The sequence below is a fragment of the Streptomyces sp. NPDC034670 genome, from assembly GCF_055574875.1.
Map to the genome: position 1 here is coordinate 26,606 of NZ_JBVITR010000012.1, position 15,258 is coordinate 41,863.

Here is a 15,258-nt window from a genome sequence, read left to right on the forward strand (position 1 = left end):
CCCGCGTCCTATGCGGCGTCGGGGAGTTTCCTGCCGGACGGCTGGGGCGCCGTGGCGGGCACGCCGCCGCCCGGAGTCGTCATGCCGCGGGAGATCTGCAGGACGCGGGCCATCATCCGCGGCCTCATGAGGGCGGTGGGCGGGTCGATGAGTCCGGCGACCCGCATGAAACCCCTGGCGACCTCGGAGTCCTTCGAGGCCGCGTACTGCACCCGGCCCACGTAGGCGTTGCCCATGTTGCTCTTGACCGTGCGCTTGCCCTCGACTCCGGGGAACGCCAGGTCGCCGCCCGCGGACACCTCCCAGGGGTTGTCCACGACCTTGCCGAGCGCCTTGAGGTAGGACCCCGGGTCGAACCGTCCCCCGCGCAGGTGCTCGCGCAGCGTCATGACCTCCCAGGCCGCCACGCTCATGCCCTGCCCGTACACCGGGTTGAAGCTGCACACGGCGTCGCCGAGCACGGCGAGGCCGTCCGGGAAGCGGCGCATCCGCTCGTAGCGGCGTCGGACGCTGGCCGGGAACCCGAAGGAGGTCGGGGCGTCGATCGGTTCGGCGTCCTTGATGCCCTCGTACACGTCCGGCACCGGCAGCGACCGGGCGAACTCCAGGAAACCCTCGGGGTCGGTCGGTGGGTGGTCGCCGAGGATCCCGGTGAGCGACACGATGCACATGTCCTCGGTGGACAGGCCGAAGAACGCGCCGCGCGGGTGGGCGGGGGACGCGACCGGGTTGATCGACCACGTGTCCTGGAACGAGCCGGGCACGCGGTGGTAGAAGCGCGTCGTGTAGGCGAGCCCGATCTTCACCCGTTCCTCGGAGGGACGCTCGTACCCCATCTCCGCCAGCCACACCGGGGTGCGCGAGCCGCGGCCGGTCGCGTCCACGACGAGGTCCGCGCCGAGCACCACGTCCTCACCCGTGCCGTCGGCAGGCCGCACCCGCGCGCCGACGACCCGCCCGTTGTCCGGGGTGGACACCAGGCCGAGGATGCCGTGGCGCTCCAGGTAGGTGACGTTGGGCAGCGCGGCGACGCGGGTGCGGATCTCGTGTTCGAGGATCGGCCGGGGCGGGGTGACCGAGAGCAGCCCGGTCTTCGTGTACGGCAGTCGGCGGCCGTTGAAGTACCAGCGCATCTCGCCGAGGTCGCCGACCGGGTAGCCCTGGTGCCTCATGTCCTCGGTGAAGCCGGGGAACAGCTCCTCGAGGATCAGGTGTCCGCGGGCGTGCAGGCCGTGGGCGTGGCGGCTGTGCGGGGCGCCCTTGCGGGTGGCCGAGACGCCGAGCACGGTGTCCCGGTCGACCACCACGACGTCGTGGTAGAACTCGGCGAGCACCCGGGCGGCCAGGCTCCCGGCCACGCTCCCGCCGAGAACGACGGCGCGGTTTCCGACGTGGTCGCGCATGCGTGTTCCTCCTGGTTCTGCCCCGCTCGCCGGGGTGATGGATGTGTCAGTAGCGGACGACTGCGCGGAACCGGACCTCGCCCTTGTCCACCTTGGCCACCGCCTCGGCGATCTGTTCCGCCTCGAAGGTCTCGACGACCGGCCGCACCGCGCCGGCGGCGACCTGCGCGAGCGCGTCCTCGAGAACCGGCGTCCCGTCGTGCGTGGCCCCGACGATCCGCTGCCCGAGTCCGAAGAACGGCAGCGTCGGCGGGAGGGTGAACGCCCCGGAGGTGTCGATGCCGGCGAGGACCAGCCGCCCGCCGGGACGCAGACCGGCCATCGCGTCGGCCGCCGCGGCGTAGGAGGGCCCCGTGGCCAGCACGACGTCCGCGCCGCCCGCGGCGAGCAGGCCGGCCCCGTCCGCGACGACCGCGGCCGCGCCGAGCTCCACGGCGATGTCGTGCTTGTCGGGGGACGAGGTGATCGCCACCGTGTCGTGGCCCGCAGCGCGGGAGTACTGCAGCGCGAGGTGGCCGAGCGCGCCGACGCCGAGTACCGCGACACGCTCGTGCGGGTGGGCGTGCGCGGCGCGTAGGGCGCTGAGGGCGGTGTAACCGGCGCACAGCACCGGCACGGCCTGCTCCGGGGTCACACCGGCGGGGATGCGGACGGTCTCCTCGGCCCGTACGGCAAGGTACTCGGCCTGCCCGCCCGGCACGGTGAACCCGGTGGAGACCGGCGCCGCGCAGAGGAAGGCGGCCCGCGCGGACAGCGGTGCGCCGAGCGCGCAGTACGCGCACTCCCCGCAGGTGCCGCGGATCCACGTGGTGCCGACGAGGTCGCCGACCGACCGGCTCGTGACACCGGGTCCCACCTCGACGACCTCACCGACCGGCTCGTGGCCGGGGATGGCCGGGTCGGTCGAGGGGAACGGCAGGATCCCCTTGCCGGCCAGCACGTCGTTCGAGCACACTCCGCTGGCCAGCACCCGGACGAGTACCTCGCCCGGGCCCGCGACGGGCGTGGGGACCTCACGGACCTCCCAGGTGGCGCCTGCCTCCGGGATCACGACTGCCTTCATCGGGAACCACCTCGTCTCCGTCGAACCGGGCGCCGGCGCGACCCGCGTTGCGACGCTCGCATCCGCGGGCGCCCCGTCGCACCTTCGGGCGTGCGGGATCGCCGGTGCGCGCCCCGGTGTGACGGCGCGCCCCCTGCGCGCGGCGGTACCGGCTGGACCGTTCCCGGCCGTGTCGCGGGCACCGGCCACCGGACGGAGCGGGAACCGGTGCCCGGTCCTCCCCGGCGGCGGGAACCCGTTCGCCGTGGGCCGGCCGCCGGGGTCCGGTCACTCGGCCCCGCTGTCGGGCAGGGCGCGCCACCAGTCGCTGGCCCGCGCCCACTCGATCGTCTCGACCAGTCCGTCCCGCAGGGACGTCTCCGGGCGCCAGCCGAGGACCCGGCCCGCCTTGGCGTTGTCCGGCACACGGCGCTCGAGGTCCTCGTAGGACTTCCCGAGCGCGGTGGCGGTGTCGACGTCCACGACGGACGTCGTGCCGGTGAGCTCGGCCACCAGGCGGATCACCGCGCCCACGGTCGTCTCGACCATGCTGCCGAGGTTGAACACCTCGCCGACCGCGGCCGGCTCGTCCGCCGCGCGGATCGTGCCGGCCACCGCGTCGTCGACGAACGTGAAGCAGCGGGTCTGCCGGCCCTGGTCGTACACCACCAGCGGGCGGCCGTTGAGGGCGCGGTGCACCGAGCGGCTCACCACGTACGCGGGACGCTGGCGGGGCCCGTAGACGTTGAAGTAGCGCACGATCGTCGCCTCGAGGCCGTGCTGGCGGGCGAAGGCGAACGTGAGGTGCTCGGCCAGCGCCTTGCTCGACGAGTAGGACCACCGGTCCGACGCGGTCGAGCCGAGGACCCGATCGCTGTCCTCCGACCACGGCACCGCCGGGTTCTTGCCCAGCACCTCGCTGGTGGAGGCGAGGACGACCTTGGCGCCTGCCCGGGCGGCGACGTCCAGGACGTTGCGGGTGCCCGAGAAGTTGACGTCGATGACGTCGAGCGGGCGCGCGAGGTACTGGTCGACGCCCACCACCGCGGCGAGGTGGTAGACCACGTCCACGCCGCGGCCGGCCCGCTCGAGCGCGGTCCCGTCGCGCAGGTCGCCCTCGATGACCCGCACTCCGGAGCGCGCGGCGCCGCGCGGGGCCGCCGCGTCGAACACGGTCACCTCGTCGCCCCGGTCACGCAGCCGCTCGACCAAGTGGTGGCCGACGAACCCGGTGCCGCCGGTGACGAGGACGCGTTGAGGCGTGTGCCGTGCGGACCCGTTCACCGGACCGCCTCCGCTGCGTGGGCGGCGAACTCGCCCGGCGAGCCGGCCACGGCCGGGCCGCGGCCGATTCCGCGGTAGACGTACCCGGCCGCGGTGAGCTCCGCGATGCGCTCCTTCGGGTAGTACGCGCGGCCGTCGAACAGCACGCAGTTCCGCGCGACCGGCAGCGCCGCGTAGTCGATGCCGGCGAAGTCGCGGTGCAGCGCGAGGACCGCGACGCAGTCGGCGCCGAGGACCGCCTCCTCGACAGTGGCGCTGAGCGGGATCCCGAACATCGCCTCCGCCTCCTCCGCGTCGACGAGCGGGTCGTGCAGCCGTACGGTCACGCCCGCCCGGGTGAGCGCCCGGACCGTGTCGAGCACCGGGGTCGCGCGCAGGTCGCCGGTGTCGTTCTTGAACGCGAGACCGAGCACGGCCACCGTCGCCCACGCGGAGGCCTTGCCCTGTGCGGCCAGTTCGTCGGTCATCAGGCGCGCGGCGTACTCCGGCATGCCGGAGTTGACCTCCCGGCCGGCGCCGGCGGTGAGGATGTCCACGCCGAAGCGCCGTGCGGTGTTCCACACCATCCACGGGTCCTTCGTCAAGCACGATCCGCCGACCCCGACGCTGGGCAGCATGATGTTGATCTTCCCCGTGCCCTTCTGGATCGTGTTCGCCGCGGCGATGACGTCGAGCACGTCCACGCCGTGGGGCGCGCAGAACTTGGCGAGCTCGTTGGCCAGCGCGATGTTCAGGTCGATCCACCAGTTGCTGGCGAGCTTGACGATCTCGGCGGCCTCCAGCGAGTCGCACGGGATCACCTCGACCCCCAGGGCCCGCTGCCAGAACGCGGTGGCGGCGTGGACGCTGGCCTCCTCGTACCCGCCCGCCACGATCGGGAAGGTGCTCAGCTCCCGCAGCGCCGTCCCCTCCGCGAGCCGCTCCGGGGTGAACGCCAGCCCGAAGTCGACGCCGCCGACGAGCCCGCTGCTCTCCAGCAACGGCAGCACGACCTCACGGGTCGTGCCCGGCGGCACCGTGCTCTTGACCACCACGAGCTGGCCGGGTCGCAGATGCCCGGCCAGGGCGAGGGAAGCGCCACGCAGTTGTTCGTCGGCCAGCGACCCGTCGTCGCGGACCGGGGTGCCCACGGTGATCAGGACGACGTCGGCGGCCGCGGTCGCGGCCATGTCCGTGACGACCCGCAGCCGGCCCGACTCCAGGCCGGCGAGGACCTTCTCGGCGAGCCCCGGCTCCTCGAGCCGGAAATGCCCGCGTTCGACCTCGTCGACGAGCCGGGCGTCGGCGTCCACCGCGACGACGTCGAACCCGCGGTCGGCCAGGGTCGCCGCGATGCACGAGCCGACGTATCCGAAGCCGATCACGGCGACCGTGGGTTGACCGCCCTCAGGCAGGAATCGCATTCCCGTCTCCAATCCAGTGTTCCGGACGCGGGCTGGGCCCGCCCGGTGGCCCCTGGACCCATCGTGGACAAAGGGCGCGGCGCGTGGCGTCTTCTCCCGTGCCGGGCCGGGCAGCGGGACCACGCCCCTGATCCGGCGGGCTGCCGCGCGCCCCGGGACCGGCGCACGGCGGTTCACGAGGCCACGACGCCGGGCCCGGGCGCCGTCCCCCGAATATCCGGAAGGACAGCGGGAAACCGGGGTGAAGCCACACGCGGTGGTCGATGCGTCCGCCGGGCCCCCGTGCACCAGGACACAGGTCGGGAGGAACAGAACCACCATGCCCGCTCATGCTTGCTGGTCCGCCTCCCCCGTGGTCGCACGATGGGGTGAGCGGCGTGCCGAGACGGTGGGCGCCCACCGGGCCGTTGGTAGGTTCACCGTGCGTGACCTCGGACGCGCCTGGTTCCGGATGCCCGTACTCGACCACCGTGCGTCGGCGGGGGGCCCGCGTCGGGGCACGTCCTGGTCCTCGTCCGCCGGTCCTGCCGACGCCTGCCTTCGCTGACCGGGTCGGGGATCGGTGGAACCCGCACGCACAGCACCCGGTCACCGACGGCTCCGTCGGCACCGACACGAAGGACACGAAGTGACAGCGCAGACCGACGGCCGCCGGGTCGTCACCAACATGTCCCTCTCCCTCGACGGCCGCTACGCCGCACCGCACGACCCGCTGGACATGGGCTGGGTGATGCCGTACGCCGTGACCGACGTCGCCCGCGACCACCTGACCGGTCTCTGGCAGTCGGCGACGACGGCCCTGCTCGGCCGGGTCAACGCCGAGGGCTTCCTGAGCTTCTGGCCCACCGTCATCGGCGCGCAGGACGCCGACCCGCGCGACGAGGGCTTCGCGAAGTGGCTCGTCGACGCCGACAAGGTGGTCCTCTCCTCCACCCTCGACCGGGCGCCGTGGGAACGGACGACGGTCGTCGACAAGCCGACCACCGAGGTGGTCGCGGACCTCAGGACCACCGACGGCGGCGACATCCTCGTGCTCTCCAGCGCGAGCGTCGTCAAGGCGCTGCTGGCGGCCGACGAGGTCGACCGGCTGGCCCTCACGGTCTTCCCGGTCTTCCTCGGCGGCGGGCCGCGCCTCTTCGACGACGGCCTGCCCGCGGGACGGTGGACGCTGGCCGGCCAGACCGCGGGCGAACACGGCACGCTGGCCCTCGTCTACGACCGGGTCCGCTGAGCGTGCGCGCTGACGGCGCAGGGGACGTGGCGCGCACAGGGGTTCCGGCGAACCCGCTGGTCCGATGGAGCCGGCCCGCTCCCGCTCGGCGGGCGCCGCGCGTTCCCGAACCTCGGGTACGGCCGGTGGGGCACCGGTACGTTCGCGCCCAGGGGTGTCATCGGCCGTCTCCCCGAGGGGACGGCGGCCCCACGGCCTCGCCCGTGTGCCGCGCTCGGTCCACGCGGGGGCACTCGGGACACCGTCGTCCGGTCCACGGCCCGCCGGGGAAGCGCGGGCGTGCGCCGGTCCGGTGAGGACGTCGTCCGCGCACCGTTCGTCGCCGGCCGTCCCGTACGAGACCACGACGCCGCGCTCGAACACTGTCTCCCGGTGCTCCGGAGGAGCACCGGGAGACAGTGGGGAAGCCGTACGCGGCGACCGGCCGATCCGGTACGCGCCGAGGACCGGCGGCCGCCGGCCACGGTCCTGGGCGAGGACCGGAGGACTCAGGCAGCCGCTCGGACCGTGGAGGCGGTGTAGCGGATCGGCAGGGCCTGCAGGCGATGCACGAAGTAGCTCGGCTTCCACTCCAGGCTCGACTCCGGCACCGCCAGCTCGATGTCCTGGAGGCGGTCCAGCAGGGTGGTGAAGAAGACGTCGCCCTCCAGCCGGGCCAGTGGGGCACCGAGGCAGAAGTGGATGCCGTGGCTGAACGACAGGTGCGGCTTCTGCCGGTCGATGTCGAACCGGGTGGGCTCCGGGAACTCGCGGGCGTCGTAATTCGTCGCCGGCATCGATATCACGACGTGCTCGCCCGGCTCGACCACGACGTCACCGATCGCCACGGTGTCCTTGGCGAAGTGGTACGCCACGGTCACCACCGGCGGGTCGATCCGCAGCATCTCCTCGACCGCCTGCGGGACCAGCGAGGGGTTCGCGCGCAGCCGGGCGGTCTGCTCGGGGTTGCGGATCAGTGCCAGCAGGCCGTTGGCGATCATGTTCACCGCGGTCTCGACCGAGCCGGTCAGCATCAGGAAGATGTTCGCCCGCAGCTCGATGTCCGACAGCGTGGCGTTGTCCTCCTGGCCGTGCACGATCGCGGAGATCATGTCGTCCCCGCTGCTGTCGACCTTGCGATGCTTGATCAGCTCACCGAGATACCGGTCGAAGTACGTGCCCGCCTCGGCCAGCTCGTTCTCGTCCGAGCTCACCGAGAGGCCGGTCACCACGCCGCAGTAGTACCGGAACTCCTCCCGGTCGGACATCGGCACGCCGAACCAGTCGCAGATCACCGAGTTCGGCAGCGGCACCGCGAGCGACTCGATGACCTCGGTCTCGCCCGCCGACGCGATCGCGTCGATCAGGTCGTCGGTGATCCGTTGCACCTTGGGCCGCAGGTTCTCCAGGTACCGCGGGGTGAAGGCCTGGGAGACCAGCTTCTTCATACGGGTGTGCCGCGGCCGGTCGTTGAAGACCATCGAGTGCCGGAAGAACTCGTTGTTGTACAGCGCGAGGTACTTCTGCAGGCTCTCGTCGGCATGCACGTTGCTGCGGGCCAGCCGTGGGTCGGACAGGGCGCGGCGGGCCTCCTTGTACCCGGTCACCAGCCAGCCCGGCATGCCGTCGGGCAGCAGCACCTTGTGCACCGGCTTGTCGCTGCCGACCCTCTCGAGCAGGGCCACCGGGTCGGTCATCTCGGGCGCCGTCAGCGCGATCGGGCAGCCGTCTCGCTCAGACATCGTTCTCTCCTAGGGCGTGGATCTGTGTCTCGGGTTCCGGGGTGTGCTAGCTGGACAGGTCCGGCACGGTCCACCCGTCGAGGTCGTACTCGGCGAGGCACCTGTCGACGAAGGCGCGGTAGTCGTCGATCTGCCCGGACGCCAGCTGGCTGAACAGCAGCTCGATCCGGGTGTTCTCGTGGTTGCCCGCGTAGTTGCGCTCGTACAGCTCGTGCCGGCCCGCGAACTCCGTGCCCACCGAGTCCCACAGGAGCTTCATGACCTTGGCGCGGGTCACCGCGTCGATCCCGTTGGAGCCCCGCAGGTACGTGTCGAGGTAACCGCGGATGTCCGGGTTCGCGAAGTCGTCCGTGCTGGAGTTGACGTAGATCAGCGCGCTCGCCACGTCCTGCAGCACGATCTCCCGCACCCGCGGGTAACCGATCTGGGTGAACCACCGGTACGCCTGGCCGTACTGTGAGTTGGGCAGCAGCGCCCCGTTGCGCCACGGCACCGGGTTGCGCGCAGCCGCGTCCGACAGTCCCCAGAAGAGGTTCCGCCACGCCAGGACCTCGCCGACCCGGGTCTGCACGCCGCGGAAGTCCTCGGTGCCGGTGATCTCCAGCGCCTTGGACAGCAGGCCGGCGATGAACTCGAGCTTCACCGCGAGACGCGTGCAGCCCTGGAACGTCGAGCGCTCGATGAAGCCCGACTGGCCCGTGAACGTCTGCGCCTTGCCGATGTCGCCGTAGACGAACACGTTCTCCCACGGGATGAGCACGTCGTCGAGGACGAGGATCGTGTCGTTCTCGTCGAGCCGCGAGGAGAGCGGGTAGTCGAAGGGCGAGCCCGTCGCCGACGCCTGCTTCGTGTAGGACGGGCGGCAGATGAGCTTCATCCCCCTGGCGTCCATGGGGATCGTGGCCACGAGTGCGAACTCCCGCTTCTTGACCGGGAGCCCGTAGTGGGCGATGAAGTTGTAGTGGGTGAGGGCCGAGCCGGTCGCGACGACCTTGGCGCCGCTCACGACCAGGCCGGCATCGGTCTCCTTGTGCGCGTGGACGAAGACGTCCCCGACCTGGTCCGGCGGAAGCCTGCGGTCCACCGGTGGGTTGACCAGCGCGTGGTTCCAGTAGAGGACCTTCTCCTGCGACTCGCGGTACCAGCGGCGCGCATTGTCGTCGAACGGCTTGTAGAACTCGGCGTTCGCACCGAGAGTGCCGAGGAACGAAGCCTTGTAGTCGGGACTGCGGCCCATCCAGCCGTAGCCGAGCCGCGCCCACTCGGCGATCGCCTGCTGGTCGGAGACCATGTCCTCGACGCTGTGCGGCGTGCGGAAGAACCGGTGCGTGTAACCGTCGCTACCGGTGTCGGTGGGTGCGGTCAGCAGGTCCTTCGTGGCCGGGTCGTGCAGGGCGTCGTACAGGCGTGCGGTCATGCGGATCGGGTTGCGGAACGCCACGTGGTCGGTGACGTCCTTGATCCGCTCGCCGTAGAGGTAGACCTCGCGGCCGTCACGCAGGCTCTCGACGTACTCGTCGCCGGTCAGCGGGCGGGTGCGCCGGCGGTCCCCGGTCCCGGCACCGTCGGGATCGTGTCCACTGCGCTGGGATGCGGTGGCGGCCATGGCTCAGAGCTTCCGCGCGAGCGTCACGCCGTCGGCGAAGGGCAGCATCACGGTTTCGAACCGCTCGTCCACGGCGAGCTTCGCGTTGACCTCGCGTATCGTCTCGGCCGCGTAACGCCGCAGGTCGTCCTCGACCTCCTCCGGCGCGAAAACCGTGCCGTTCAGCAGGACGTTGTCCAGGATCAGCAGGCCACCGGGGCGCAGCAGCCGGGCGGCGGTCTCCACGTAGTGCGGGTAGGACAGCTTGTCCGCGTCCACGAACACCAGGTCGGCCTCGCCGTCGCGGACGAGTTGGGACAGCGTCCTGCGCGCGGGCCCGAGCACGAACTGGATCCGGTCGGCGACCCCCGCCGCGTCCCAGTGCCTGCGTGCGATGTGGATCCAGTCCTCGGTCACGTCGAAGGTGTAGACCCGCCCGCCCGGCGCGAGGCCGCGGGCGAAGCACAACGCCGACAGCCCGGTGAACGTGCCGATGTCGACGACCGTGCGCGGCGCCATCGTCTTGGCGAGCGTGGTCAGGAAACCGGCCTGCTCCACCGGGGTCAGCATCTCGTACAGGTCGCCGAGCTCCTGGGTGTCGGTGATCACCGCCGCCACGACCGGGTCCGGTTGCGTGCACGACGAGACGATGTAGTTGCTGGCGTGCTCGTCGACCCGAAACGTACTCATGCGGCCTCCCACGGTGCCGGTCGGATGTCCGTTCGCCAGTGTCGAGCGGTCCCTCGGGCGGCCGCATCTCCTTGCGTGCACTGCGACCGCTTGTCCGCACGCGGGGAGATGCGGGTGCGGGGCGGGCGATCACAGGATCGGAACGGTCACCTGTCCACGTGGGAAGTGGTGGGGCCCCGCCGCCGATTGGAGAACGCCCATGCGTGTCCTGTTCACCATCTACCCGAACTCCTACGCCCACCTGTATCCGGTGGTGCCGCTGGCGTGGGCGCTGCAGAGCGCCGGCCACGAGGTGCGGATCGCGACGCACCACAGCTCCGCGGAGATGATCCTGGGCACGGGCCTCACCCCTGTTCCGCTCGGCAACCCGGAGCAGGTCCCCGTCCGGCTGACCGAGGACTGCAGCCAGCCCGCGCACCCGGACCTGGTGCTGAAGTACGCCGACGCGATGGGGCTGAGCAAGGAGGACCGCGAGCACTGGATCGTGTTCTTCCAGTACTTGATGAACCCGATCTCGGACTACGTGCGAGTGGACCGCGACGAGGCGAGCGACCTCGTCGACTTCGCCAGGACCTGGAAGCCCGACCTGATCCTCTGGGACCCCACCCACCCCGCCGGCGGTGTCGCGGGCAAGGTGTCGGGCGCCGCCCACGCTCGCCTGCTGATCAGCCAGGACCAGTTCGGCTGGTCCCTCGACCGGCTGGCCGAGAGCGCCGACGCGCTGCGCGCCGCGGGTCTGGACGAGAACCCGCTCGCGAGCCTGCTGGCGCCGCTGGCCGAGAAGTACGGGCTGGAGGTCGACCGGGAGCTGCTCGTCGGGCAGTGGACGGTCGACCCGATGCTGGAGGACTTCCGCCTGCCGACGACCACGAAGAAGCTGGCGATGCGGCAGGTGCCCTACGTGGACCCGCAGGTGTCTCCGGGCTGGATGTACGAGCGGCCCGAGCAGGGCCGCTGTGACTGCTGCGGCCGCCGGGGCGCGCGCCGGGTGGCGCTGTCGCTCGGCGAGTCGACCCGCCGGTTCATACCGGGTGACTGGGACCGCGCGCCGAAGATCCTCAAGGCGTGCGAGGGCCTGGAGGACATCGAGTTCATCGCCACGCTCGACAAGATGCAGCTGGCCGACGTCGAGAAGGTGCCGAGCAACGTGCGCACGTTCGACTGGGTGCCGCTGCCCGCGCTGATGCCGACCTGCTCGACCCTGATCCACCACGGCGGCAACGGCACCTACGCCTCGGCCGTCGCCCACCAGGTGCCGCAGCTCGTCTGTGACATCGAGGGCGAGTCGGTGCTGCTGAAGCTGATCGATGACGAGCCGGACGAGCTGCGCACCGGCACGTACCGCAACGGCTACGAGGCGGGCGTCCGCGAGGACACCGGGGCGGCCGGTCCGCACTGGGAGCTGCCGGCCAAGAAGATCGAGGCGACCCCGGTGTCGGACTTCGTCATCGCCAAGGGCGTGGGCGGCCGGCTCGACCACCGTGCGCAGAGCGTCGAGGAGATCCGCGAGCTGATCTGGCGAACCGCCCACGACCCGGCCTTCCACCACGCGGCGGTCAACCTGCGCAACGAGTGGCTCGCCATGCCCAGTCCGAGCGACATCATCCCGGACCTCGAAAAACTCATCGTGCAGAACCGCCGCCTCTGAACACCGCCACCGTCCCGCATCAACCCCCGTGTCGCGAAGCGACACGTCTGGAGGCACCGTGCCGACCACGGAAAAACCGAAACGGGAGCAACTCGTGGCCCGTGCCGCCGCGCTGGTACCGCTGCTGCGGGCGAGCGCCGCCCGCGCGGACGAGGAGCGGAGACTGTCGCCGGAGGTGATCGAGGCCCTCGCCGACGCCGGCGTGTTCCGCCTGCGCGTGCCGGCCCGCTACGGCGGCTACGAGGCGGACACCCGCACGCTCGTCGACGTCACCACCGAACTCGGCCGCGGCGACGGCTCCGTCGCCTGGGTCGCGCAGGTCTACTCCATCCCGGGCTGGATGGTCGGCATGTTCCCGGACGCCGTGCAGGACGAGGTGTTCGCCGTGCCCGACGCGCGGGTGTGCGGCACGCTGAGCCCGTCGGCGGTCGCCGCGCCGGCTCCCGGCGGCATCGTCGTCAACGGCAAGTGGGGTTTCATCTCCGGTGCTCACCACGCCCACTGGCAGGTGATCATCTCGATGTTCTTCCCCGAGGGGGGCGAGCCCTACCCGGTGATGGCCCTGGTGCCGATGTCCGACCTGGAGACCATCGACGACTGGTACGCCAGTGGGCTGAAGGGCAGCGGCAGCATCACGACGACGGCCCGGGACCTGTTCGTGCCGGCGGAACGCGTCGTGCCGCTGCCCGCGGTCCTGCAGGGCCGGTCCGCGTCGGCGGCCAGTGCACGGATCCCGATGTACCGGACACCGCTGCTGCCGGTCGCCACCGCCTCGACCGCCGGCACGCTGCTCGGTCTCGCCAAGGCCGCGCGGGAGGTCTTCCACGAGCGCCTGCCCGCCCGCAAGATCACCTACACCGGCTACGAGAGCCAGAGCGCCGCACCGGTCACCCACCTGCAGGTCGCCGATGCGGCGCAGAAGATCGATCAGGCGGAGTTCCACGCGGTCCGGCTCGCCGAGACCGTGGACGCCAAGGCCGCCGACCACGCGCCGTGGAAACTGGAGGAACGCGCCCGCGCCCGCGCCGACGTCGGCACGGTCTGCTCCCTCGCCCAGTCGGCCGTGGAGACCCTCGCGGCGGCGAGCGGCGGGTCGTCGGTGTACCGGGACGTGCCGATCCAGCGGATCGCGAACGACCTGCGTGCCGCGGCGCTGCACGCCTTGATCAACCCGGCCACCAACGCCGAACTCTACGGCCGGGTCCTGTGCGGGCTCGAGCCGGACACCCCCTACATCTGACGGCAGCCGGGTCGCCGCGATGCCCGCCCCCCACCGTTCACCACGTGCAACGGAAAACCGCAATAAGGAAGTTGTCGCGTCACCGTGAGCCTGAAATTCTCACGGAACGTGCACGTTGGTTTCCGCGGCACGTAGTGGATCGTCCGGATTTCGAATGGCTAGCACCATTTGGTTAGGAGAAAACAATGACCGTCACAGGCGTAGCCCCACCCAGCGCCGGACGGCGGCAGTGGTGGGCGCTGGTCGTGCTCGCGCTGCCCACCTTCATGGCGGCCATGGACATCACCGCCCTCTTCCTCGCGCTGCCGCACATCTCCGCGGACCTCCACACGTCCAGCACGCAGGAGCTGTGGATCACCGATATCTACGGGTTCCTCATCGCGGGCTTCCTGGTCACGATGGGCACGCTCGGCGACCGGATCGGCAGGCGCAAGGTCCTGCTGGTCGGTGCGACGGCGTTCGGCATCCTGTCGGTGGTCGCCGCGTACTCGACGAGCCCGGAGATGCTGATCGTCGTCCGTGCCCTGCTGGGTATCGCCGGCGCCACGATCATGCCGTCGACGCTGGCGTTCATCATGACGATGTTCCAGAACCCCAAGCAGATGAGTGCGGCGATCGGCGTGTGGGCGACCTCGATGCTGGCCGGCATCGCCATCGGCCCGGCCATCGGTGGCCTGCTGCTCGGCGCCTTCTGGTGGGGCTCGGTGTTCCTGGTCGCCGTGCCCGTCATGCTCGTCCTGCTGGTGACCGCTCCGAAGCTGCTGCCGGACATCAAGAACCCCATGGCGGGCAAGCTGGACCTGCTGAGCGTGCTGCTGTCCCTGCTCGCGATCCTGCCGGTGATCTACGGCCTCAAGGAGACGGTGAGCTACGGCTGGTCGGCCCTTCCGATCCTGGTGTTCGCGCTCGGCGTGGTGTCCGGCGTCGCCTTCGTCATGCGGCAGCGCCGGCTGGAGAGCCCGCTGCTGGACCTGAGCCTGTTCGGCATCCGCACCGTCAGCGGCGGCCTGGTGCTCGGTCTGCTGTTCGCCATGATCCAGGGCGGTATGGGCCTGCTGGTCACCCAGTTCCTGCAGATCGTCGGAGGCTACTCGGCCCTGCAGACCGCGCTGTGGCTGCTGATCCCCGCCGGTGTGATGGTGATCGGCATCCAGCTGACCACTCCGATCAGCCAGAAGGTGCGCCCGGGCGTCGTCCTGATGACCGGCCTCGTCATCGCGTCGATCGGTATGTTCCTGCTGACCCAGGTCGACGTCGTCGGCGGCACGGCGATGCTGGTCATCGGCACCAGCATCGTCTACCTCGGCGGAAGCCCGATCGGCGTCCTGGTCAACCAGGTCGTCATGGGCGCCGCGCCGCCGGAGCGCATGGGCTCGGCCGCTTCGCTGCAGTCGACCGGCGGCGAACTGGGCGTCGCGCTGGGCATCGCCACGGTGGGCACCATCGCCACCGGGTTCTACACCAATGCGCTCGACCTGCCCGACGACGTCCCCGAGGGGGCGGCCGACGCGGCGCAGGAGAGCATCGCCAGTGCGGCCGCCACGGCGGGCAACCAGTCCCCCGACGTGGCCGACGGCATCCTCGCCGCCGCGCACGACGCCTTCACCAGCGCGCTGAACTCCACGGCCGCGATCTGCGCCGTCGCGTTCCTCGGCCTCGCGGCGCTCGCGTACGCCACCATCCGGCACGTTCCCGTCCCGACGCCGCCGCCCGCACCGCCGGCCGACGACGCGGCGGCCGGCGCCGAGACGGCCGACGAGAGCGCCGTACACACCTGACGGACGGGCACCACGCCCCACAGCCCAACGGCAGGCCGGCCCCCGTGATCACGGGGGCCGGCCTGCCGTCTCTGCGCCACCGGCCCCGGCGAGGAGCGTGCCCGGGGACTCGGCAGCATCCCGGAGCCGACCGCCCGCCGGGGTCTCCCGTCCCGGACCCGGGCCGACGCACGGGACCGGCTGTACGAGGCCGTGCCGCACCGGCTCGACGGGCGAGGACGATCGTCGGAGAC

At 71.4% G+C, this 15,258-nt stretch carries 11 protein-coding genes; 4 read left to right on the plus strand and 7 right to left on the minus strand.

Annotated features, from left to right (window positions below; all coding sequences use genetic code 11):
- Positions 1–8: 8 nt before the first annotated feature.
- The 4 genes from ACZ56B_RS11555 to ACZ56B_RS11570 all read right to left on the minus strand — a co-directional run bounded on the left by ACZ56B_RS11555 (position 9) and on the right by ACZ56B_RS11570 (position 5,132).
- On the minus strand, positions 9–1,403 hold the full coding sequence (locus ACZ56B_RS11555; RefSeq protein ID WP_468788723.1) for an FAD-dependent oxidoreductase: 1,395 nt from the start codon (positions 1,401–1,403) through the stop codon (positions 9–11).
- Between the two features lie 46 nt (positions 1,404–1,449).
- A complete protein-coding gene (locus ACZ56B_RS11560) occupies positions 1,450–2,466 on the minus strand; it encodes an alcohol dehydrogenase catalytic domain-containing protein (protein WP_468788725.1) in 1,017 nt (338 codons plus the stop codon).
- Positions 2,467–2,733: 267 nt separating this feature from the next.
- A complete protein-coding gene (locus ACZ56B_RS11565) occupies positions 2,734–3,729 on the minus strand; it encodes an NAD-dependent epimerase/dehydratase family protein (protein ID WP_468788727.1) in 996 nt (331 codons plus the stop codon).
- Positions 3,726–5,132, minus strand: a complete 1,407-nt coding sequence (locus ACZ56B_RS11570; RefSeq protein WP_468788729.1) for a nucleotide sugar dehydrogenase — start codon at positions 5,130–5,132, stop codon at positions 3,726–3,728. Before ACZ56B_RS11570 ends, ACZ56B_RS11565 begins: the two co-directional genes overlap by 4 nt.
- A 628-nt stretch (positions 5,133–5,760) precedes the next feature.
- Between ACZ56B_RS11570 and ACZ56B_RS11575 the strand changes: the two genes are divergently transcribed.
- On the plus strand, positions 5,761–6,363 hold the full coding sequence (locus tag ACZ56B_RS11575; protein WP_468788731.1) for a dihydrofolate reductase family protein: 603 nt from the start codon (positions 5,761–5,763) through the stop codon (positions 6,361–6,363).
- 488 nt (positions 6,364–6,851) lie between these two features.
- Here ACZ56B_RS11575 and ACZ56B_RS11580 read toward each other — a convergent pair whose 3' ends face one another.
- The 3 genes from ACZ56B_RS11580 to ACZ56B_RS11590 are packed head-to-tail and all read right to left on the minus strand — an operon-like array spanning position 6,852 to position 10,359.
- The gene (locus ACZ56B_RS11580; protein ID WP_468788733.1) at positions 6,852–8,084 is read right to left on the minus strand and encodes a cytochrome P450 family protein; all 1,233 of its coding nucleotides are present in this window, start codon (positions 8,082–8,084) and stop codon (positions 6,852–6,854) included.
- A gap of 46 nt (positions 8,085–8,130) precedes the next feature.
- Positions 8,131–9,690 carry a 4-hydroxyphenylacetate 3-hydroxylase N-terminal domain-containing protein gene (locus ACZ56B_RS11585; protein WP_468788735.1) on the minus strand — a complete coding sequence of 520 codons (1,560 nt, stop codon included), beginning with the start codon at positions 9,688–9,690 and terminating at the stop codon, positions 8,131–8,133.
- 3 nt (positions 9,691–9,693) lie between these two features.
- Positions 9,694–10,359, minus strand: coding sequence for an O-methyltransferase (locus tag ACZ56B_RS11590; RefSeq protein WP_468788737.1), 666 nt, complete (start codon positions 10,357–10,359; stop codon positions 9,694–9,696).
- 199 nt (positions 10,360–10,558) lie between these two features.
- Here ACZ56B_RS11590 and ACZ56B_RS11595 point away from each other — a divergent pair, with 199 nt between their 5' ends.
- The 3 genes from ACZ56B_RS11595 (at position 10,559) to ACZ56B_RS11605 (ending at position 15,025) form a co-directional block, all read left to right on the plus strand.
- On the plus strand, positions 10,559–12,007 hold the full coding sequence (locus ACZ56B_RS11595; protein WP_468788739.1) for a nucleotide disphospho-sugar-binding domain-containing protein: 1,449 nt from the start codon (positions 10,559–10,561) through the stop codon (positions 12,005–12,007).
- A 58-nt stretch (positions 12,008–12,065) separates the two neighbouring features.
- Positions 12,066–13,247, plus strand: coding sequence for an acyl-CoA dehydrogenase family protein (locus ACZ56B_RS11600; RefSeq protein WP_468788741.1), 1,182 nt, complete (start codon positions 12,066–12,068; stop codon positions 13,245–13,247).
- Between the two features lie 185 nt (positions 13,248–13,432).
- Positions 13,433–15,025, plus strand: a complete 1,593-nt coding sequence (locus ACZ56B_RS11605) for an MFS transporter (RefSeq protein WP_468788743.1) — start codon at positions 13,433–13,435, stop codon at positions 15,023–15,025.
- The last annotated feature ends 233 nt before the right edge of the window (positions 15,026–15,258 follow it).